Origin of the sequence: Acidihalobacter prosperus (assembly GCF_000754095.2) — a bacterium.
Lineage (GTDB): Bacteria > Pseudomonadota > Gammaproteobacteria > DSM-5130 > Acidihalobacteraceae > Acidihalobacter > Acidihalobacter prosperus.
Window position 1 is genome coordinate 91,269 of record NZ_JQSG02000003.1, and the last position, 21,193, is coordinate 112,461.

Genomic DNA, 21,193 nt, shown 5'->3' on the forward strand with positions numbered 1-21,193 from the left:
CTCGCGGATAAAACCCGCCTCGCGCCGGCCGAACCGAGGCGACAGCGGACGGCCACCATCAATGCCGTACGTCCTTCCAGTATTCCTTTTTCAGGAAGTATGACACCACAAAGAGCAGCCCGAGGAAGCTCAGCACCCACAACCCCAGATTCTGTCGCTGCACCTTGTTCGGCTCGCCTACGTATACCAGAAAACCGACAAGGTCGCGCGCGGTCCTTTCATACTCCACCGGGGTCATTGTACCCGGCTGGACGAGATTCAGGTGATCGATCGGTGCGTCAGTGGACGGCGGCCGCGTCGCCCCATCTGCGTACACCGCAGCCTGCTGCCCCTGCAGCTGCCAGATCACGTTCGGCATCGCCACCTTGGGAAAGGCCAGATTGTCGACGCCGGTAGGTCGGGTATCGTCCAGATAGAAGGTCGTGAGATAGGCATACAACCAGTCGGCTCCTCGCGCCCTGGCAATGACGGAAAGATCGGGCGGCGGCGCGCCAAACCAGCGTTTCGCATCCTCAGGGCGCATGGCCACTTCCATGGTCTCGCCGATCTTGCGACCGGTAAATATCAGATTTTCACGAATCTGGTCGGGCGTCAGACCCAATCTTTCGAAGAGGTTGTAACGCACCGCCGACAATGAGTGGCAGCTCAGACAGTAATTGACGAAATACTTGGCGCCCCGTTGCAACGCGGCGTGGTCGGTCAGGTCCACGTCGACCGCACGCAGATGCAGTCCCGCTTCGGCCTGCGCCGTCTGCGTGGCCCAGGGCATCGCGAACAGCAGTATCAGCAGCATCGCTTTCATCATCGCACCCTCGACGGTACGGTCTTGTCAGTCGCGAGCGCAGGGAAAAACAGCGCAAGCAGCAATAGCCCGGAAATATAACCTCCGGGTATCATCAGGCTGGTAAATACGAGGTGGCTCGTTTCGGCGGATACCCGCAATAAATCGTAGAGCAGGATGAGACTCATCCAAATGAAATAGATGGCCAGTATCGTGCGCGGCGGCCTGATTCGGCTGAAAAACGCGAGCATCAGGAAAAAACTGAAATAGACCTCCGAGAGACGCAAACCCATCTCGGTCAGGAAAGGCGTAGGATGCCGGGTGCCCATTATCCCGAGTATGACGAACACCACCACGAAGACCATGATGTTGGCCTTGTGCAAAACACTGCGATAACGGATCGATTTGACCGGATTGCGGTCGAGCCAGGGCAACACGAACAATACCAGGATCGACAACCCCATCGCGACCACGCCGAGGAACTTGTCGGGTATCGAGCGCAGGATCATGTAGAAGGGCGTGAAGTACCAGACGGGCGCGATGTGCGGTGGCGTTTTGAGAGAATCGGCGGGGATGAAATTGTCGTACTCCAGGAAACGTCCCCAGAAAGTCGGTTGGAAGAACACCACTGCAAAATACAACGCCAGGAACACCACCACACCCACCACATCCTTGACGGTGTAATAGGGATGGAAAGGTATGCCGTCCAGTGGTACGCCACGGTCGTCCTTCCGCGCCTTGATTTCCACGCCGTCAGGATTGTTCGAACCCACTTCGTGCAATGCCAGCACATGCATGGCCACCAGCCCGAGCAGCACCAACGGGAGAGCGATCACGTGCAGGGCAAAAAAACGGTTCAAGGTCGGGTCCGAAACGACGAAATCACCACGAATCCAGAGTGCCAGTTCGTTACCGACATAGGGAATCGCGCCGAACAGTGAAATGATGACCTGCGCCCCCCAGTACGACATCTGCCCCCATGGCAGCAGGTAGCCCATGAAGGCCTCGGCCATGAGAGCAACGTAGATCAGCATCCCGAATATCCACAGCAGCTCTCGCGGCTTCTTGAAGGAGCCATACATGAGTCCGCGGAACATATGCAGGTAGATGACGATGAAGAAAGCCGAGGCCCCGGTCGAATGCATGTACCGGATCAGCCAGCCCCACTCCACATCGCGCATGATGAATTCAACCGAGGCGAAGGCCAGTTTGGCGTCGGGCTTGTAATGCATCGTCAGGAAGATGCCGGTCAGTATCTGGATGACCAGGACCAGCAGCGCGATGGAACCGAATAAATACCAGAAATTGAAATTCTTCGGCGCATAATACTTGGAAACGTGCTTTTCCCAAGTCTCGGTCAGCGGGAAACGGCGGTCGATCCAGCCCAGAAACCCGGTCGTCGTTATTTCCTTCTCGGCCATCACACGCCCCCCTTCGCATCTACGCCGATCATGATTTTCGCCTCGCTCACATAGTGATGGGGCGGCACTTCCATATTCAGCGGCGCCGGCACGTCCTTATAGACGCGCGCGGCAAGATCGTAGAGCGAACCATGACAGGGACACAGCCAGCCGCCGCGCCAGTCTGGCCCGAGATCGGGCGGCGCCAGCTCAGGACGATAAGTGGGCGAGCAGCCAAGATGGGTACAGATCCCGACGACCACCAGATATTCCGGTTTGATGGCGCGGGATTCATTTCTGCAATCGGGGGGCTGTACGGACTGGAGCGACCGGGGATCGCGCAGTTTGGGATCGTTCTTGGGCAGGCCGGCCAACATCTGCGATGTACGTCTGACCACCCAGACCGGCTTGCCTCGCCAGGCGACCCGCAGCATCTGCCCGGGTTCGATTTTGCCGATGTCGACGTCGACCGGCGCCCCGGCCGCCCGCGCGCGGGCACTGGGACTCATCGATGCGATAAATGGCACCGCCGCGGCAGCCGAACCTGCCGCGCCCAACGCGACCGTCGCAGCCACCAGAAACCGACGGCGCGGGACATTGATGTCCTCTGCTCCCATCCCTGTTCCCCCTGTTCGTTTTTGTGATTGTAGTTCTAGCCGCGGCGCCTCTACGGGCATTTTGTGCTTCGCGGTCCTCCCGAAGCTTCGACCAAGTATCGGGCAAGGTCAAGTCCGCGGCCACGACGGGAGAACCCGCGGCACCGCCGTCGTGGATACCTCGACGGGGCGGCATGCGTGTGTATTCGGTAGGTGGGAAGGAGGCGGACGTGCGCGCGACCCGGTCAAACGGGGTTGTCGATATCGACGAAGCGATGCTCGATGTCCCACTCCGCCGCTAGGTGCTCGCCTAACGCCTGTACGCCGTAACGTTCGGTGGCATGATGACCCGCAGCGATATAGTGCACGCCCGCCTCGCGCGCCGCGTGCACCGTCTGCTCGGAAATTTCGCCGCTGACATAAGCCTGGGCGCCCTGCGCTGCCGCCTGGTCGATATAACCCTGAGCCGCGCCCGTGCACCAGGCAATGCGCTCGATGCTTTCCGGCCCGGCAGGGATTGCCAGCGGCGCGCGCGCCAGCGCGCCGTGAATGCGCGCCACCAGGGTGTCCAGCGTCAATGCGGTGTCCGACCGGCCGATGGAGCCGATGCCTTCGGCCGTGAGCGCAGCCTCGGCCTTCAGCCCCAGACGCCTTGCCAGCTGAGCATTGTTGCCCAGTTCCGGGTGCGCGTCCAACGGAAGATGGTAGGCGATGAGGCTCACATCGTTGGCCAGCAGCGCCTTGAGACGGCGGCGACGGATACCGGTAACCACAGGGGACTCACCGCGCCAGAAATACCCGTGATGCACCAGGATGGCGTCGGCCTCAAGGTCCAGCGCGGCCTCGATCAGGGCCATCGAGGCGGTGACACCGCTCACGATGCGCCGCACCTCCGGCCGCCCCTCCACCTGCAGCCCGTTGGGGGCGTAATCGCGAAAGCGCGACACGCCGAGATAGTCGTCGGCATAACGGCAAAGCGTGTGCAGTTCCACCATGCCCTCGCGCCCCGCTCAGTCGGTCGCCTCGTCGGACACACGGTATTCGGCCGAGCGTGCATGGGCGATCAGACCTTCGCCCCGGGCAAGCGTCGAGGCGGTGCGCCCCAGCACGCGCGCGCCTTCCGCCGAGCAATGGATGATGCTGGCGCGCTTCTGGAAGTCATAGACCCCAAGAGGCGAGGAGAAACGCGCGGTACGCGAGGTCGGCAGCACATGGTTGGGGCCCGCGCAATAATCGCCGAGCGCCTCGGCCGTGTGCCGCCCGAGAAACATGGCACCGGCATGATGGATGCGCGCCGCCAAGGCATCCGGGTCGGCCACGGACAGTTCAAGATGCTCGGGTGCGATGTGATTGGCGAGTGTCACGGCCTCGTCGAGATCGCGCACGCGAATCAGCGCACCGCGCACGCGCAGGGACGTGCGGATGATGTCAGCGCGCGGCATGTCGGCGAGCAACTCGTCCATCGCTGCGGCGACGCGGTCGATGTAGTCGGCGTTGGGACACAGCAGGATGGCCTGCGCGTCCTCGTCGTGCTCGGCCTGGGAAAACAGGTCCACCGCGATCCAATGCGGGTCCGTCAGGCCGTCGCAGACGACCAGTATCTCCGAGGGCCCGGCAATCATGTCGATACCGACCGTACCGTAGACCTGCCGCTTGGCCGCAGCCACGTAGATGTTGCCCGGACCGACGATTTTATCCACCGCGGGCACGGTTTCGGTGCCGTAGGCCAATGCGGCCACGGCCTGGGCGCCGCCGAGGGCGAATACCCGATCCACGCCCGCCACCGCGGCAGCCGCCAACACCAACTCGTTGAGTTCGCCGCCGGGAGTCGGCACCACCATGACCAGCTCACCCACGCCGGCCACCTTGGCGGGGATCGCGTTCATGAGCACCGACGAGGGATAGGCGGCCTTGCCGCCCGGCACGTAGAGGCCGACCCGATCCAACGGACTGACCTGCTGACCCAGCACCGTGCCGTCGGCTTCGGTGTACTGCCAGGAGTCCAGACGCTGACGTTCGGCATACGCACGGATGCGCGCGGCCGATGTTTCCAGTGCCTCGCGCTGGGCTGCCGGGATATCGTCCAGTGCCTGCCGCAGCCGCGCCTGCGGAATTTCGAGGTCGGCGCCACATGTCAGATTCAGGCGGTCGAATCGTGCGGTATATTCGAGCAATGCGGCATCGCCGCGCGTACGCACGGCCGCCAGTATTTCGTTCACGGTCGCCGTCACCGCCGCGTCGGCCACGCTCTCCCACGCCAGCAGCGCATCCAGGCGGGCGGCAAAATGGGTGTCACGGCTGTCGAGTCGATGGATTTCCGGCATGTTCGCGGCCTCGGAAGGGGATGGACGGGGCGGCTTGATCCTCGATCGGCTTGCGCGGATCAGCCCAGCTGCTGTTGTCGGCGATGCTTTTCCCGGCGCGCGTTCACGGCTTGCGCAAGACCGCGCAGTACCTCCTCGGTTGCATCCCAGCCCAGACAGGCGTCGGTGATGCTCTGACCGTAGGTCAAGGTCTGCCCCGGGACCACATCCTGGCGACCGGCCACGAGATGGCTTTCGATCATGACGCCCATGATCGCTTCGCTGCCGGCGGCGATCTGTTCGCCAAGCGCGGCCGCGACCTCGACCTGGCGCTCGGCCTGCTTGCGGCTGTTGGCATGGCTGCAATCGATCATCAGGCGCGGCGGCAGTCCGACCTGAAGCAGGCGTTCGGCCACGGTCTGCACGCTTTCGGCATCATAGTTCGGACCGCGCGAGCCGCCACGCAGAATGAGGTGACAGTCCTCGTTGCCGGTGGTGGTGTAGATCGCGGAGCGCCCGGCCTTGGTCAGCGACAGGAAATGATGCGGCTGCGAGGCCGAACGGATTGCGTCGATGGCGATCTGAACACCGCCGTCGGTGCCGTTCTTGAAACCCACCGGGCAGGAAAGCCCCGAAGCCAGTTCGCGGTGCACCTGACTCTCGGTGGTGCGCGCACCGATGGCGCCCCAGCTCACCAGGTCGGAAATGTACTGCGGGCTGATGATATCGAGATATTCGGTCGCCGCGGGCATGCCCATGGCGCCCAGCTCCAGCAGCAGACGACGCGCCAGTCGCAGGCCGCGGTCGATCTGGAAACTGTTGTCGAGGCCCGGGTCGTTGATCAGTCCCTTCCAGCCAACCGTGGTGCGCGGCTTTTCGAAATATACGCGCATGACGACGAGCAGGTCGTCGCTGAGCGCCTCGCGGATCCGCAGCAGGCGTTGCGCATATTCCTTGGCCGCCTGCGGATCGTGGATCGAGCAGGGACCGACCACGACGAGCACGCGGTCGTCCGCGCCGGTCAACAGGTCATGTATCTGTCGGCGCGTATCGTAAACGAGACGGGCACCGTCGTCGGTCAACGGCAGTTCCTCGCGAACCGTCGCCGGCGTGCTCACCTCGTGGATGGCCTTTATCCGTAGATCTTCAGTCTGGTAACGCATGTCTTTCCGGGTGCCTGCACCAGGCGGGGCAGGCGGCGGGCCGGTCCGCACCGTTTGGGTGCCATTTTCGTTCAGAGCGTAACATGAATGCACGCCTCAGGGCTGCATATAAGCACGCATTCACGCCTCCTCGACGGCGCGTTGCAGCTGTTCGACGATTCGCTGCACACGGCGGTGTTTCATCTTCATCGAGGCCTTGTTGACGATCAGCCGGGAACTGATATCCGCGATCGACTCCCACGGCACCAGACCGTTGGCTCGCAGGGTGTTCCCGGTATCGACGAGATCGACGATGCAATCGGCCAGCCCCACCAGCGGCGCCAGCTCCATCGAACCATACAGCTTGATGACCTCGACCTGCCGGCCTTGGGCGGCGAAATGGGCGTGCGCGGCGTTGACGAACTTGGTCGCCACCCGCAGCCGCCGCGTTCCCTCGTAGCCGCCGGGCAGGCCCGCGACCATCAACCGGCACCGGGCAATACGCAGGTCCAGAGGCTCGTAAATGCCCTCGCCGCCGTTTTCCATCAAGACGTCCTTGCCGGCGACACCCAGATCGGCCGCGCCGTAGCGCACGTAGGTCGGCACGTCCGTGGCGCGGATGATGACCAGCTTGATCGTCGGGTCGTTGGTGTCGAGGATCAGCTTGCGGCTGGTCTCGGGATCGTCGACCGGTACGATGCCCGCTGCGGCCAGCAAGGGCAGCGTATCCTTGAAAATGCGCCCCTTGGACAGCGCGATGGTCAATGTTTCACTCATGCCGTCATCCCACCACTCGGCGAATCCTGCCGCCGATCTGAGCCAGTTTCTCCTCGATGCACTCGTAGCCGCGATCGATATGGTAGATACGGTCCACGATGGTCTCGCCCTTGGCCACCAGCCCGGCGAGGATGAGGCTTGCCGAAGCCCGCAGGTCCGTCGCCATCACCGGCGCGCCGGTCAGCCGCGGCACGCCGTGAATAACGGCGGTATTGCCGTTGACGCGGATGTCCGCGCCCATGCGCTGCAATTCCTGGACATGCATGAACCGGTTTTCGAATACCGTCTCGGTGATCGAGCCGGTGCCCACCGCCACCGCGTCGAGCGCGGTGAACTGGGCCTGCATGTCGGTAGGGAATGCCGGATAGGGAGCCGTGCGCAGATCGACCGCGCGCGGCCGTTCGCCATGCATGTCGAGTTCGATCCAGTCGTCGCCGACCTTGATTTCGGCCCCGCATGCACGCAGCTTCTGCAGCACGGAATCGACTAGGGCCGCCCGTGTTTTCTTGACCCGTACGCGGCCGCCGGTGATGGCACCCGCGACCAGAAACGTGCCCGTTTCGATGCGATCCGGCAATACCTCGTATTCGCAACCGGTGAGCCGCTCGACGCCCTCGATCACGATGGTATCGGTGCCCGCACCTTCGATGCGCGCGCCCATGCAGCTCAGGCAGCCGGCAAGATCCACCACCTCGGGTTCGCGCGCCGCATTCTCGATAATGGTGCGCCCCTCGGCCAGCGCCGCCGCCATCATCAGGTTCTCGGTGCCGGTCACGGTAACCACGTCCAGCACCAGACGCGCGCCACGCAGGCGCTTGGCCCGGGCCTTGATGTAGCCGCCCTCGACCTCGATATCCGCGCCCATCGCGCGCAAGCCTTCGACATGGATGTTGACCGGGCGCGAACCGATGGCGCAGCCGCCCGGCAGCGACACCTCCGCCTCGCCGAAACGGGCCAGCAGCGGACCGAGCACCAGGATCGATGCCCGCATGGTCTTGACCAGCTCATAGGCCGCGCGCAGTGTGTGGATGCCGCGGGTATCGGTCTCGATTCCCAGGCGTTCGTCGACGGTGAGCGACACGCCCATGCGGCCCAAAAGCTCCATCGTCGTCGTTACGTCGTGCAGATGCGGCACATTGAGTATGCGCATGGGGCCGTCCGCCAGCAGCGTGGCGGCCAGAATGGGCAGCACGGCATTCTTGGCGCCCGAGATGCGGATTTCCCCGTCGAGGGGGCCGCCACCGTAGATCAGCAATTTATCCATGAACGACGCGTTTCCGGCCGGTTGCGCTACCGGCGCTATCAAAAGGGGGCTGATCTTACCTCATCGCCGCCCCGGGGGGCAGTCAGGCGGCATCCGTGGATGGCGCAAACAGCGCCTCGAGATCGCTGACCTCGACGATCACGCGCATGGATTCCGGCATGTCGGTGAAACGCACCTGCCCGCCGGCGGTCCTCATGCAAGCCACCAGACAGGCCACGGCGGTACTGTCCGCGCGGGTTACCCCCGCCAGCGAGAGATCAAGTTCGCCGCCATTTCTGAACGCGCGCGCCAGCTCCGGCCATAGCGCCGGCACCGTGGCGACCGTCATAGGTCCCACCACGCGATAACGGGCGTCGCCGTCGCGCTCGAGGCGGGCCGTCTCGCTCATGAGGAGGCGGCAGCCTGGTTGTTGGCCTCGTTCTGCTTGGTCAAACGCTTGATCAGTGCCTCCAGACTGGTTTGCGCGATTTCCTGGCCGAAGGTGCTGCGGTAGTTCGTCACCAGACTCAGGCCCGAGATGGTGATGTCGTACACCTTCCAGCCGCCCGGGGTTTTGATCAGGCTGTAGTCCACGGCCAAAGGCTGCTGGCCGCTGCGCTGCACCTGGGTGTAGATGGTCGCGAACGGCGGATTCACCGAATCCCGGTTCTTGAGGAACACGACCTTGCTGTCGGTATGCTCGGTCAGGGACTTGGCATAGGTATGGATCAGCAACAGCTTGAACTGCTCGACGAAGGCGCTGCGCTGGGCAGGGGTCGCGGTCCGCCAGTAACGGCCGAGTACGAGTTTCGCGGAGGCGTCGATATCCACCGCCGGCAGAATGATCTTGGACACCATGCCGTTGACGTAGCGCGGTGACGACAACTCCGCCTTGGTGTGCGTATGCAGGGCGTGCAGGGTTTCGTCGACCGCGGTCTGCACCACCTTGAACGGCGCTTCGGTGCCTGCATCGGCGAACGCGGCCTGACCGCCGGCGAAGAGCGTCACGGCAACCAGGGTGAACAGCTTTACAATTCTTGCGATCATGCGCGTCTCTCCGTCTCGCTTCGGTTCACTTGGAGGTGAGCTTGACCATCAACTGCCCGATGATCTTTTCCAGCACCACGGCCGACTGGGTGTACTGGATGCGGCTGCCGTTCTTGAGCGCCTGCTCGGAGGCGCCCGGGGACAGCGCGATGTACTGCGCGCCCAACAGCCCCGCGGTGTAGATGCTCGCCGAGCTGTCGACCGGAAAATCGTGATATTTGTCGTTGATGGTCATCACCACCTTGGCCTCGAAATTCTTGGGGTCGTACTTGATCGCATCGACCCGACCGACCTGCACGCCTGCGGCCGTCACCGGCGCGTTGATCTTCAGGCCACCGATGTCGTTGAAGTAGGCGTAGACCTGGTAGCCGTTTCCGCCGCTGAAATCGGTCAGATTGCTCACCTTCATCGCCAGCACGAGCAATGCCGCGCAACCGGCCGCAATGAACAATCCGACAAGTATTTCGATGGAGCGCGTGGTCATCTTGGGACTCCGGGGCTTAATGGCCGCTGAACATGAGCGCGGTCAGGATGAAATCCAGACCCAGCACGGCCAGTGAGGTATTGACGACGGTGCGGGTGGTCGCACGGCTGACGCCGGCCGAGGTGGGGACGGCGTCGTAACCCTCGAACACCGCGATCCAGCTGGCGACGACACCGAACACCAGGGTCTTGATCACGCCGTTGAGAATATCATGGGCAAAACTGACGTTGGCCTGCATCTGCGACCAGAAGGCGCCGTCGTTGACGCCGAGCAGGCTCACGCCGACGAGGTAACCGCCGAACACGCCGATCGCGCTGAACAATGCTGCCAGCAGGGGCATGGCGACAATTCCGGCGATGAAACGCGGCGCGAGTACACGGCGGAAGGGATCGACCGCCATCATTTCCATTGCCGACAACTGCTCGGTCGCCTTCATCAGGCCGATTTCGGCGGTCAGCGCCGAGCCGGCCCGGCCGGCGAACAGCAACGCCGTGACCACCGGCCCGAGTTCGCGCACCAGCGACAGCGCGACCACCACGCCGAGCGACTCCGTGGCGTTGAACTTGACCAGGGTCGTATAACCCTGCAGGCCGAGCACCATGCCGACGAACAGCCCGGACACGGTGATGATCAGGAACGACAGCACGCCGACCGAATAGATCTCGCGCACGATCAGGCCTGGACGGGCAAGCGGCGTCGGCAGTGCCGAAAGCAGGCGCAGCAGGAACAGGCCTGAGCGCCCCAGGCGTTCCAGCACGCCCAGCGCCCGTCGGCCAAGGCTGGCGATGGCATCCATCATGTCAGCGCCCCCCCAGCAGATCGTCGGCGTAGTCGGGCGCCGGATAGTGGAATGGCACCGGCCCGTCCGGCAGCCCCTGCAGGAACTGCGCGGACCATTCCGATTGCGTGTCCCGCAAGGCGGACGGCGTACCGGACTCGACCACCTTGCCGTCGGCGATGAGGTAGATCAGATCGGCGATGCCCGAGGTTTCCGGCACGTCATGGGACACCACGATGCTGGTCAGGCCGAGCCCGTCGTTGAGGCGCTTGATCAGGGTGACCACCGTGGCCATGGTGATCGGGTCGAGCCCCGTGAACGGCTCGTCGTACATGATCATCATGGGATCGAGCACGATCGCACGCGCCAGCGCCACCCGGCGCGCCATGCCTCCTGACAGCTCGCTGGGCATCATGTCCCGCGCACCGCGCAATCCCACAGCCTGCAGCTTCATCAGCACCAGCGGGCGGATGATGTCCTCGGGCAGACGGGTGTTCTCGCGCAGCGGGAAGGCGACATTCTCGAAGGCATTGAGGTCGGTCAGCAGCGCCCCGCTCTGAAACAGCATCCCCATGCGCTGGCGCAGACGGTACAACTCGCCGCGACCGAGCCGGTGCACGTCCTGCCCGTCGACCAGCACGCGGCCTCGCGAAGGCTTCAGCTGGCCGCCGATCAGTTTGAGCAGGGTTGTCTTGCCCGTCCCGCTCGGCCCCATGATGGCCGTCACCCGGCCGCGCGGGACGACGATGTTCAGGCCATCGAAGATGGTCCGGCCGCCGCGTCGGAAGGCGAGGTCCTGAACCTCGATCAGCGGCTTCTCGTTTTGGTCCAGCATGGCACCCCAGACCGCATCCATTGCGGAAAGCGTAGCAGTCTCGAAGAGTCCGGCCGGACTGTCAACCTTCCCGACCGACTGATTCACAGACCGAGCAGCTGTGTCAGCTGGCGGCATTCGTCGACGACGGCGGGCGGCCCGTCGACCAGCAGACAGCGGTCCACCGGTCCAGGCGCGGCGGCGAAGGCCTCCAGCAGGCTCCGCCGTTTGCGTGCGTCGTCTTCCGCCCGGGGCCGGTAAAGGCCCACCCCGCCCGGGCGGTCGGGGTGTTCCGCGCGCCAGGGCGCGCCGATGCCGGGCAACGGCGGCTCCGCAGCCTGCGCAGGCGCCACGCCCGCCCGCTTCAGGGCTTCCATCAGGCCGCGCGCGGTGGTCGCATCGACCTGCTCGAACACGAGACCGGCCAGTCGGGAGCCGAGCGTATACAGGTGTTCGACCAGCTCCGGCACGGCCAGCTGACGGACGCCGCACCCCAGCCAGAAACACAGATGCGCGCCCGTTTCCTCCGCCCATCCGGAAACATCGGCTGGCATCCAGGCGGACGACGGCAGGCCGACGCAGGCGTAATCGTTTGCGTAATAGGCCGGTCGCCAGTCGACCGGCAGATCCGAAGGATAGTAGGACGCCACCCATTCCGGGCGACCCCAGTCCCAGACACCGATTTCCACACGACTCACACCCTCACCTCCTGTCCGCTCGCCGGCACGGCGCCATGGTATCGACCGCACCCGGCAGAATCCCCGGACACGCCGACGGCCTAGACGCTAGAATGCCGGCCATGCGTTTCGATCTGTTTAACGAGCTATCCGTTCCGTCCGCCGGCGATCGCAGCGAGCGGGCCGTGTTCGAGGACACGCTCGCGCAGTGGGTGCTGGCCGAATCACTGGGATTTTCGACCGGCTGGCTGGTCGAGCACCACTTCATGCCGGAGTACTCACACAGTACTGCGCCGGAGCTGTTTCTCGCGGCCGCCTCGCAGCGCACGCAACGTCTGCGCCTGGGGCACGCCATCGTACCGCTGCCCTACCATCATCCGATACGGGTCGCCGAACGCCTCGCCACGCTCGACGTCCTCTCGGGCGGGCGCGTCGAATTCGGTTTCGGCCGCGGCTTCTCACCGCAGGAATACCAGGCCTTCGGCCGCGAGATGCGCGACAGTCGCAGCTACGCCGAGGAGTCGCTCGCCGTGATTCGCCAGGCCTTCGCCGACGGGCGGGTGAACTTCCGTGGGCAGCATTTCGATTTCGCGGACCTCGCCGTGCTGCCACGGCCGCTGCAGCAACCTCATCCGCCGATCTGGACCGCCGCGGTCAGCCCCGACAGCTTCGAACTCGCTGCCCGACAGGGCATCGGCGTGCTGGTCGGCCCCTTCAAGCCCTGGTTCATGGTGCGCGAGGACATCCGCTGCTACCGGGAAGCCTGGCAACGCCAGCACGGCGGCGCCGCGGACGACCCGCGACTCAACCCGCGCGTCGCCATGACCATCGGTATCCATTGCCACGACGACCAGCGCACCGCCCGCCGCCAGGCGCGCGACGGCCTGGTCTGGTTCTACCGCCAGCTGCTGGGGCAGACACGCGGGGTGCTGGAGCGTCTGTACGAAGGCTACGAATACTACCGCCGCTTCGGCGCCTTCCACGGTCTCATGGGCAAGGCGCTCACGCTCGGCACGCTCGAAACCCTGGGCATGACCGTGGTCGGCAACCCGGATCACTGCATCGAGCGGCTGTCGGCGCTCAAGGCGGCCGGGGTCGACCACGTGATGCTGGCCTTCGGCGCGGGCGTACTGCCGCAGACGCAGACCGTGGACGCGATGCACCTGTTCGCCGAACGGGTGATGCCGGCGTTCACCGACTGATGCGGATCGTGGTCACCGGCAGCGCAGGCCGCCTCGGCCGTGTGCTCGTGCCCCGCCTGCTGGCCTCTGGCCTGGCCGACGAGGTAACCGGCATCGACCGCGCACCCGCAGCCTATGCCGACACCCGCTACCGTCACCATCGACTCGACGTGCGCGACCCTCGATCCGCGGCCCTGCTCGAAGGCGCGGATGCGCTGGCGCATCTCGCCTTCGTGCTCATGGGCGGCGGTCTCGGCCGTCGTCGGCACGACCGCGAAGTCGTCCGCGGCATCAACGTCGAGGGCAGTTGCCGCGTGTTCGAAGCCGCCGCACGCGCCGGTGTCCGACAGCTCGTCTTCGTCTCCAGCGCCGCCGTGTATGGCGCGTGGCCGGACAATCCACCCCGACTGACGGAAACCGCGCCGCTGCGCGCCATGCCCGGTTTCGCCTATGCCGAAGACAAGATCGCGGTCGAGCGCTGGCTGGACGATTTCTCCTCCGCCCACCCGGACCTGACCGTGACCCGATTGCGGCCGCATGCCATCGTTGGCGCCCAGGCGCATCCGCTGCTCAACCTCGTGCTGAAGCAACCTCTTTATCCCGCCGCGCGCCCGGTGCCGCTCACGCAATGCATCTGGGAACAGGACGTCGCCCGCGCCATGATCCTGGCGCTGCGGCAACGGACGCCGGGCATCTTCAATCTTGCCGCCGACCCGCCGATGAGCCTGCGCGACATGCTCGGACTGGTACGCCGCTGGCGCCTGCCGGTCACGCCCTCATTGCTCGCCGCCACGCACCGCCTGGCCTGGCGGCTGACCCCGGCAGCGGGCGAGCCCGGCTGGGTGCAGGGTCTGCGCCATCCGCTCGTGCTCGACACCCGACAGGCTCAGCGAACGCTGAGGTTCACGCCCCTGCTCGATGTGGCCGAGTGCGTGCGCCGTGCGGCACGAGGCTGGCCGGACGACGCATGATGCCCGGCGGATGCCCGAACGACGGCTTTTCGGGACGCCCCATGTATAATTTCCCGTTCACGCCCGCGCAGGCGGGCCCCAGTTCCTAAGGAAACCACCGCAACGTGCTGCTCGCCGTCATCGCCATCATCGCCGGTTTCGCACTGCTGATCTGGAGCGCGGACCGCTTCGTGCTCGGCGCGGCGGCTCTGGCCCGCAACCTCGGCGTACCGCCGCTGGTGATCGGCCTGACCATCGTCGGCATGGGCACCTCGGCACCCGAGCTGCTGGTCTCCGCGCTCGCGGCCTGGGACGGCAATGCCGGTCTCGGCATCGGCAATGCCATCGGCTCGAACATCACCAACATCGGCCTGGTGCTCGGCGTCACGGCGCTGATTGCCCCGCTGACCGTGAATTCGAAACTGCTCAAGCGCGAACTGCCGTTGCTGCTCGCGATCATGCTCATCGGCTACGCACTGCTGGCCGACGGCCGGCTCGCGCGGCCGGAAGGCGGCGCCCTGCTGCTCGGCCTGGCAGCCTTGCTGTTCTGGATGGTCTGGTCCGCACGCCGCGCACAGCCCGACGACGCCCTCGCCGAGGAAATCCTCGAAGACCAGCCGCCGCCGATGAGCACGCAGGCCGCACTCGGCTGGTTCGCCCTCGGGCTGGCCGTACTGCTCGGCGGCGCCAAGCTGCTGGTTTGGGGCGCCGTGGCCGTGGCCCATGCGCTCGGCGTCAGCGATCTCGTGATCGGCCTGACCGTGGTCGCCATCGGCACCAGCCTGCCGGAACTGGCCACCACGGTGCTCAGCGCGCGACGCGGCGAGCCGGACATCGCCCTGGGCAACGTCGTCGGCTCCAATCTGTTCAACATCCTCGGCGTGCTCGGACTGCCCGGCCTGATCGCGCCCGGCCCCGTGCCGCACGAAGTGCTCAGCCGCGACTATCCGCTGATGCTGTTCCTGACCGCCCTCCTCTTCCTGTTCGCCTTCGGCCGCCAGCCCAGACGCATCAACCGCGCCGAGGGCGGCGTGCTGCTCGGGGTCTTCATCGGCTACGAATGCTGGCTATACTGGACCGCCTGAAACCCATGTCTCTTGACGACCAACAGCTCATCACCCTCGGCCTGGCCGTGATCCGCACCGAAAGCGAGGCAGTCGCCGCGCTGGCGGAGCGTATCGACGACACCTTCGTGCGCGCCTGCCATCACTTGCATGCCTGCGAAGGACGCATCGTCGTCCTCGGCATGGGCAAGTCCGGGCACATCGGCGGCAAGATCGCGGCAACCCTGGCCAGCACCGGCACGCCGGCCTTTTTCGTCCACCCCGGCGAGGCCAGTCACGGCGATCTCGGCATGATCACGCCACGCGACGTGGTACTCGCGCTGTCGAATTCTGGCGAAACCGATGAAATCCTGACCATCCTCCCGCTTATCCGCCGCCTCGGCGTACCGCTGATCGCGCTCACCGGACGCCCGGAATCCAGTCTCGCGCGCGAGGCCACGGTACATATCGACATCAGCGTCGCCCGCGAGGCCTGCCCGCTCGGGCTCGCGCCGACTTCGAGCACCACGGCGACGCTCGCCATGGGCGATGCACTGGCGATCGCACTGCTCGAGGCGCGCGGCTTCACCGCCGAGGACTTCGCCCGCTCGCACCCGGGTGGCCGCCTCGGCCGCCGTCTGTTGCTGCACGTGGCCGACGTGATGCGGCGCGGCGACGACGTACCCGCCGTCACGCCCGACACCATACTCAGCGACGCCCTGCTCGAAATTACCCGCAAAGGACTCGGCATGACCGCGGTGGTATTCGAAAACAAGGTCGTCGGGGTCTACACCGACGGCGACCTGCGCCGCACGCTCGACAGCGCGCTCGACATCCATGCCACGCCGATCGAACGCGTGATGACGCGCGACTGCAAGACTGCGCGCCCCGACATGCTGGCAGCCGCGGTGGTCAAGCTGATGGAGGACCACCGTATCCAGGCGCTGCCGGTCGTCGACGAGCAGTCCCGACTGGTCGGCGCGCTGAACATGCATGACCTGATGCGTGCGGGCGTGGTGTGACATGAGCCGGGACAAGCACGCGGGCGCCGCCCCGAACGACATCGAACAACAGCCGGCAGGCCCGGTGCTGGCGCGCGCGCGCGCCATACGCGTGATGATCTTCGACGTCGACGGCGTACTCACCGACGGTCGCCTGTTTCTCGGCGACGACGGCCAGGAATACAAAGCCTTCAATTCGCGCGACGGTCACGGCATGCGCATGCTCCAGGCCAGCGGCGTGACCCTCGCACTGCTTACGGGAAGGCGTTCGCAGGTCGTCGCCCGCCGCGCGGCCGATCTCGGCATCGAGCACGTGATCCAAGGCCGCCGCGACAAACTGCCGGCCTTCGAGGATCTGCTGACGACGCTCGGGCTACCGCCTGCCGCCGCCGCCTTCGTCGGCGACGACCTCGTCGACCTGCCGGTGATACGCCGCGCCGGGCTCGGCATCGCCGTCGCCGACGCGGCCGCCGAAGTCCGCACGCACGCGCACTGGGTGACGGCACGCGCCGGCGGCCAGGGTGCGGCACGCGAAGCCTGCGAACTGGTGATGCGCGCCCAGGGGCAGTACGAACGCCTGGTCGCGACCTATCTCGCATGAACGCGCAGCGCCTGCTCACAGGCGCCGCACTGGCCGTCACCCTGCTACTGGGTCTGTGGCTGGCTCGACACGTGCTGCCGCCGCCGCTCAAGGTTGCCCCCTTGGCCCGCGGCACCGACTACTCCGCCGACGACATCACCCTGACCCAGATGCGCCGCGATGGGCAGCCACGCTACCGGCTACGGGCGACGCATCTCGCACACACCCTGCCCGACCGCCTGACCCGGCTGACCGATCCCGTGCTCGTGGTATATCCTGAGCACGGCGCGCCGGTCACGCTGCGCTCACCCAGCGCGGTACTGTTGCCCGGCGACACCGTCGTGCGCATGCCGGAACGGGTGGTGATCACGCGTCAGGACGCGCAGGGTCGGACGATTCGCGTGATATCCAATGATGTGACGGTCGACACGCGTCGGCAGATCGCGACCAGCCCGAAACCCACGCGCATCGAAGGCCCCGGCTACGTGACGCGGGGCATCGGCCTGGACGCGAATTTCAAGCAGCAGGTCTTCGACCTCCTAAAGGACGTGAACAGTGTCTACACCCGCCCCACCGCGCAGCCCTGAGCCCCGGCCGAGCGTAGAACGGCGCGTGCCATGGCGCCTGCTGTTTCTAGCCGCGCTGCTGCCGGCCGCTGCCGTGGCCGCGCCGCCGGTGGCACGCGATGCGCCCGTGCATATCAGCGCAGACCGATTTCATTTCGACCAGAAGACCGGTGTCGGCATCTACACCGGGCACGTCCGCGTCACCCAGAACACCCTCACCATCGACGGCGACCGACTGACCGTGGTGGCGCCGCCCAAGGGACCGGTCGAACGCCTGACCATGGACGGCAACCCGGCCACCTTCAGCGACGTCACCCCCAAGGGCAAACCGGTCAAGGGACACGCGGCGCACATGCTCTACCTGCCGGACAGCCGGCAGATACAACTGCAGGGACAGGCCGAACTGAGCCAGGAGCGCAACACCTTCAGCAGCACGCATATCGTCTACGACACGAAAAATGGCGTCGTCACCGCCGGTGCGCCTGGGCATCGCGTCGAGGCCACGCTGGTGCCCGATCAGGGCACGACGGGAAAATCCGCGCCATGAGCGTGCTCGGCGCCAGTGGCCTGACCAAGCGCTATCGCGGACGCGACGTGCTCGGCGGCGTTTCCCTCGAGGTCGGCAGCGGCGAAATCGTCGGCCTGCTCGGCCCCAACGGCGCGGGCAAGACCACCTGCTTCTACATCATCGTCGGTCTGATTCAGCCGGATTCGGGGCGGATACACCTCAACGATCAGGACATCACCCGCTTCCCCATGCACGCCCGCGCACGCATGGGCGTTGGCTATCTGCCGCAGGAAGCCTCGGTTTTCCGCCGCCTCAGCGTCGAAGCCAACATCCGCGCCGTACTCGAACTGCGTGACAATCTCGACCCCAGGGCACAGAATGAAACCCTGGAAAGTCTGTTGGATGAATTGCAGATCGGGCATATCCGCGCCAGTCGCGGCTTCAGCCTCTCGGGCGGTGAGAGACGACGCGTCGAGATTGCGCGCGCGCTGGCCGCCGACCCGGCCTTCATCCTGCTCGACGAACCCTTCGCCGGCGTCGACCCCATTTCGGTACTCGACATCCAGCGGATCGTGCGACACCTGAGCGACCGGGACATTGGCGTCTTGATTACCGATCACAATGTGCGTGAAACCCTCGGCATCTGCCAGCGAGCCTATATCCTGAGCGAGGGTCATGTGCTCGCCGAAGGCGCGCCGGAAGACATCCTGCACAATCAGAAGGCCCGCGAGGTCTATCTGGGGCAGGACTTCCGACTCTAACAACATCCCGTAGACCGATGATGACCATTGCGTTAAACGCGGATTCAAGATAAACATCAGGCGCGATGATCAAGCCATCCATTCAACTCAGGCTGGGGCAATCCCTGGCGATGACTCCCCAGCTGCAGCAGGCGATACGTCTGCTGCAGTACTCGACGCTCGAGCTGCAGACGCACATCCAGGAAGTGCTCGAGACCAACCCCATGCTCGAAATCGACGAGGACGGCGGCCGGGGCGAAGGCGCGGACGGCGAACCGATCAACGGCGAAGCCCGCGAAAGCAGCGCCGAGGACAGTCCGTCGCAGGACACGATTCCGGACGAGCTGCCCGTCGACAGCGCCTGGGACGACATCTACGAACCGCCCTCCGCGGCCGGCTCCGCACCCTCCGAAGGCGACGACCGCGACCCCTATGAGTCGCAGAGCGGAGACGGCGAATCGCTTGCGGACCATCTGCTCTGGCAGGTCCACCTCGCCACCATGAACGAGCAGGACCGCCTGATCGCCATGACCCTGATCGACGCGATCGGCAACGACGGCTATCTTCAGGAAGACCTGGAAAACATCCGCGCCTCGCTCGCGGATCAACTGCAGACCGAACTCGAGATCGAGGACGTCGAAGCCGTACTGCATCTCGTACAACGGCTCGATCCGCCCGGCTGCGGTGCGCGCAACCTGTCCGAGTGCCTTGACATACAGCTCTCGGAGATGCCGAGGGACACCCCCCGGCTGGCATCGGCGCGGCATCTTGTGCAATCGCACATCGACCTGCTCGGCAACCACGATTTCAAGGCACTGATGCGTCACCTGGATCTGGACGAGACCGAGCTGCAGGAAACCATCGCACTGATCCAGTCGCTCAACCCCCGCCCTGGCGCGCAGATCAGCAACAGCCGCCCCGAGTACATCGTCCCCGACGTGACCGTGCGCAAACAGGGGCAGCGCTGGCGCGTGGAGCTCAACTCGGAGGTGGCGCCGCGCCTGCGCGTGAATTCGACCTACGCCTCGATGGTCCGGCGCGCGGACAGCAGCGTGGACAACACCTACATGAAGAATCAGCTGCAGGAGGCCCGCTGGTTCATCAAGAGCCTGCAAAGCCGCAACGAAACCCTGTTGCGCGTCGCCACCGCCATCGTCGAGCAACAGCGAGGCTTTCTGGAATACGGCGAGGAGGCCATGAAACCGCTGGTGCTGCGCGACATCGCCGAACAGGTCGAGATGCACGAATCGACCATCTCCCGCGTCACCACCCAGAAATACATGTATACCCCCCGCGGCATCTTCGAATTCAAGTACTTCTTCTCCAGCCATGTCGGCACGGCCGACGGCGGCGAGTGCTCGGCCGTCGCCATACGCGCGATGATCCGCAAGCTGATCGAGGGCGAACCCGGTGACAAGCCCCTGTCGGACAGCAAGATCGCCGACCTGCTCGGCGAAAAGGGCATCCAGGTGGCGCGCCGCACCGTGGCCAAGTACCGCGAGGGCATGAACATCCCGTCCTCCAGCGATCGCAAGCGCCTCAACTAGACTCAGATTATGGCGACTTCACACGTATCCTCGACCTTGCGCACCGCGAAACACCTGCCGCGGGCCGGCCGGACCAGGGAGCACGGTCGGGTGCGAGCGTCGACATCAGGCGGCGGGGGATGCCGCCCCTGGCCGCGAAAGCGGCCGCGGGATGGCGCCAGCCATGACGGCCCCGCCCCCCACATGGGCACATAAGACATGGCCCTCAACGAGGAGTATCGTATGCAAATCAATCTGTCCGGGCACCATATCGAGCTGACCGACGCCCTGCGCAGCTATGTGAGCGAAAAATTCCAGCGCCTCGAGCGGCATTTCGACAACATGATTGACGTCCACGTGATCCTCTCCGTAGAAAAACTGCGCCAGAAAGCCGAAGCCAGCCTCAATCTCAGCGGCAACCAGCTCTTCGCGGACGCCGTCAGCGAAGACATGTACGCCGCCATCGACGCACTCGTCGACAAGCTCGACCGGCAGGTCATCAAGCACAAGGAAAAAACCAAGGACCACCACAAGGCCGAAGCGACCAAACGCACGGCCACCTGAAAACATCGGGGCGACACCTGAACCATGCAGATAGGCGAACTTCTCACCACCGAGCGCATCCTCAGCGGTGCCGACATCCACAGCAAGAAACGGGCGCTGGAAGCACTGAGCGAGCTGCTGGCCCAAGGCGGGCAGGTTTCCTCGCACGAGGTCTTCGATACCTTGCTCGCGCGCGAACGCCTCGGCAGCACCGGCTTGGGCCATGGGGTGGCGATCCCCCACGGCCGCATGACCGGGCTCAAGGAGACGCAGGCCGCCTTCATCAAACTCAGCGGGGGCATCGATTTCGATGCCCCCGACCAGCAACCCGTCGACCTGCTGTTCGCGTTGCTGGTGCCGGAGGATAGCGCCAGCGAACACCTGGAGACGCTTTCCAGGCTGGCGCAGCTGTTCAGCGACCCGGTCGCCGTGCAACAGCTGCGCACTGCCGATGGCAGCGAAGCCACTCTGGGACTGCTCAGCGACTGGGAAGCCCGGCACGCCGCCTAGGCG

Annotated in this window: 25 protein-coding genes; 11 read left to right on the plus strand and 14 right to left on the minus strand. The window is 65.2% G+C overall.

Going from position 1 to position 21,193, the window contains the following annotated elements; all coding sequences use genetic code 11:
* Window positions 1–58: 58 nt before the first annotated feature.
* The 14 genes from THPRO_RS07150 to THPRO_RS07215 form a co-directional block, all read right to left on the minus strand.
* On the minus strand, window positions 59–802 hold the full coding sequence (locus THPRO_RS07150; RefSeq protein ID WP_038088987.1) for a cytochrome c1: 744 nt from the start codon (window positions 800–802) through the stop codon (window positions 59–61).
* Window positions 802–2,202, minus strand: a complete 1,401-nt coding sequence (locus THPRO_RS07155; protein WP_065089428.1) for a cytochrome b — start codon at window positions 2,200–2,202, stop codon at window positions 802–804. Before THPRO_RS07155 ends, THPRO_RS07150 begins: the two co-directional genes overlap by 1 nt.
* Window positions 2,202–2,798 carry a ubiquinol-cytochrome c reductase iron-sulfur subunit gene (petA, locus tag THPRO_RS07160; RefSeq protein ID WP_038088989.1) on the minus strand — a complete coding sequence of 199 codons (597 nt, stop codon included), beginning with the start codon at window positions 2,796–2,798 and terminating at the stop codon, window positions 2,202–2,204. The genes THPRO_RS07155 and petA overlap by 1 nt, the downstream gene beginning before the upstream one ends.
* Before the next feature lie 224 nt (window positions 2,799–3,022).
* Entirely contained in the window at window positions 3,023–3,772 is a 750-nt protein-coding gene (locus THPRO_RS07165; RefSeq protein ID WP_038088992.1) for a Nif3-like dinuclear metal center hexameric protein, read from the minus strand.
* A 15-nt stretch (window positions 3,773–3,787) separates the two neighbouring features.
* Window positions 3,788–5,101 (minus strand): histidinol dehydrogenase, encoded by a 1,314-nt coding sequence (gene hisD, locus THPRO_RS07170; protein ID WP_038088994.1) that lies wholly within the window; start codon window positions 5,099–5,101, stop codon window positions 3,788–3,790.
* A gap of 59 nt (window positions 5,102–5,160) precedes the next feature.
* Window positions 5,161–6,243, minus strand: a complete 1,083-nt coding sequence (locus tag THPRO_RS07175) for a 3-deoxy-7-phosphoheptulonate synthase (RefSeq protein ID WP_038088997.1) — start codon at window positions 6,241–6,243, stop codon at window positions 5,161–5,163.
* Window positions 6,244–6,363: 120 nt separating this feature from the next.
* Window positions 6,364–6,999, minus strand: coding sequence for an ATP phosphoribosyltransferase (hisG, locus tag THPRO_RS07180; protein WP_038089000.1), 636 nt, complete (start codon window positions 6,997–6,999; stop codon window positions 6,364–6,366).
* Window positions 7,000–7,003: 4 nt separating this feature from the next.
* Window positions 7,004–8,263 (minus strand): UDP-N-acetylglucosamine 1-carboxyvinyltransferase, encoded by a 1,260-nt coding sequence (gene murA, locus THPRO_RS07185; RefSeq protein ID WP_038089003.1) that lies wholly within the window; start codon window positions 8,261–8,263, stop codon window positions 7,004–7,006.
* Between the two features lie 82 nt (window positions 8,264–8,345).
* Entirely contained in the window at window positions 8,346–8,651 is a 306-nt protein-coding gene (locus tag THPRO_RS07190; protein WP_038089006.1) for an STAS domain-containing protein, read from the minus strand.
* Entirely contained in the window at window positions 8,648–9,289 is a 642-nt protein-coding gene (locus THPRO_RS07195; RefSeq protein ID WP_052064239.1) for an MlaC/ttg2D family ABC transporter substrate-binding protein, read from the minus strand. Before THPRO_RS07195 ends, THPRO_RS07190 begins: the two co-directional genes overlap by 4 nt.
* A 25-nt stretch (window positions 9,290–9,314) precedes the next feature.
* On the minus strand, window positions 9,315–9,773 hold the full coding sequence (mlaD, locus tag THPRO_RS07200) for an outer membrane lipid asymmetry maintenance protein MlaD (RefSeq protein WP_038089009.1): 459 nt from the start codon (window positions 9,771–9,773) through the stop codon (window positions 9,315–9,317).
* Between the two features lie 16 nt (window positions 9,774–9,789).
* Window positions 9,790–10,572, minus strand: a complete 783-nt coding sequence (gene mlaE / locus THPRO_RS07205; protein WP_038089189.1) for a lipid asymmetry maintenance ABC transporter permease subunit MlaE — start codon at window positions 10,570–10,572, stop codon at window positions 9,790–9,792.
* A 1-nt stretch (window position 10,573) separates the two neighbouring features.
* Complete coding sequence (locus tag THPRO_RS07210; protein WP_065089582.1) at window positions 10,574–11,386, minus strand: ABC transporter ATP-binding protein; 813 nt, start codon at window positions 11,384–11,386, stop codon at window positions 10,574–10,576.
* 83 nt (window positions 11,387–11,469) lie between these two features.
* Window positions 11,470–12,063: a hypothetical protein gene (locus tag THPRO_RS07215; protein WP_065089429.1), complete on the minus strand. Its 594-nt coding sequence runs from the start codon at window positions 12,061–12,063 to the stop codon at window positions 11,470–11,472.
* A gap of 101 nt (window positions 12,064–12,164) precedes the next feature.
* Between THPRO_RS07215 and THPRO_RS07220 the strand changes: the two genes are divergently transcribed.
* From THPRO_RS07220 to ptsN, 11 genes are all read left to right on the plus strand, one after another.
* Window positions 12,165–13,244 carry an LLM class flavin-dependent oxidoreductase gene (locus THPRO_RS07220; RefSeq protein WP_065089583.1) on the plus strand — a complete coding sequence of 360 codons (1,080 nt, stop codon included), beginning with the start codon at window positions 12,165–12,167 and terminating at the stop codon, window positions 13,242–13,244.
* Complete coding sequence (locus tag THPRO_RS07225; RefSeq protein WP_065089430.1) at window positions 13,244–14,194, plus strand: NAD-dependent epimerase/dehydratase family protein; 951 nt, start codon at window positions 13,244–13,246, stop codon at window positions 14,192–14,194. Before THPRO_RS07220 ends, THPRO_RS07225 begins: the two co-directional genes overlap by 1 nt.
* Window positions 14,195–14,298: 104 nt before the next feature.
* Entirely contained in the window at window positions 14,299–15,258 is a 960-nt protein-coding gene (locus tag THPRO_RS07230; protein ID WP_038089016.1) for a calcium/sodium antiporter, read from the plus strand.
* 5 nt (window positions 15,259–15,263) lie between these two features.
* Window positions 15,264–16,238: a KpsF/GutQ family sugar-phosphate isomerase gene (locus THPRO_RS07235; RefSeq protein WP_065089584.1), complete on the plus strand. Its 975-nt coding sequence runs from the start codon at window positions 15,264–15,266 to the stop codon at window positions 16,236–16,238.
* Between the two features lie 94 nt (window positions 16,239–16,332).
* The gene (locus THPRO_RS07240; protein ID WP_052064273.1) at window positions 16,333–16,818 is read left to right on the plus strand and encodes a KdsC family phosphatase; all 486 of its coding nucleotides are present in this window, start codon (window positions 16,333–16,335) and stop codon (window positions 16,816–16,818) included.
* A complete protein-coding gene (lptC, locus tag THPRO_RS07245) occupies window positions 16,815–17,384 on the plus strand; it encodes an LPS export ABC transporter periplasmic protein LptC (protein ID WP_038089019.1) in 570 nt (189 codons plus the stop codon). Before THPRO_RS07240 ends, lptC begins: the two co-directional genes overlap by 4 nt.
* Before the next feature lie 25 nt (window positions 17,385–17,409).
* On the plus strand, window positions 17,410–17,910 hold the full coding sequence (lptA, locus tag THPRO_RS07250) for a lipopolysaccharide transport periplasmic protein LptA (RefSeq protein WP_052064240.1): 501 nt from the start codon (window positions 17,410–17,412) through the stop codon (window positions 17,908–17,910).
* Window positions 17,907–18,632 carry an LPS export ABC transporter ATP-binding protein gene (lptB, locus tag THPRO_RS07255; protein WP_038089021.1) on the plus strand — a complete coding sequence of 242 codons (726 nt, stop codon included), beginning with the start codon at window positions 17,907–17,909 and terminating at the stop codon, window positions 18,630–18,632. The genes lptA and lptB overlap by 4 nt, the downstream gene beginning before the upstream one ends.
* Window positions 18,633–18,697: 65 nt before the next feature.
* Window positions 18,698–20,158, plus strand: a complete 1,461-nt coding sequence (locus tag THPRO_RS07260) for an RNA polymerase factor sigma-54 (RefSeq protein WP_145930733.1) — start codon at window positions 18,698–18,700, stop codon at window positions 20,156–20,158.
* 222 nt (window positions 20,159–20,380) lie between these two features.
* On the plus strand, window positions 20,381–20,701 hold the full coding sequence (gene hpf, locus THPRO_RS07265) for a ribosome hibernation-promoting factor, HPF/YfiA family (protein ID WP_038089200.1): 321 nt from the start codon (window positions 20,381–20,383) through the stop codon (window positions 20,699–20,701).
* 24 nt (window positions 20,702–20,725) lie between these two features.
* Window positions 20,726–21,190, plus strand: a complete 465-nt coding sequence (gene ptsN, locus THPRO_RS07270; protein ID WP_038089025.1) for a PTS IIA-like nitrogen regulatory protein PtsN — start codon at window positions 20,726–20,728, stop codon at window positions 21,188–21,190.
* Window positions 21,191–21,193: the final 3 nt, after the last annotated feature.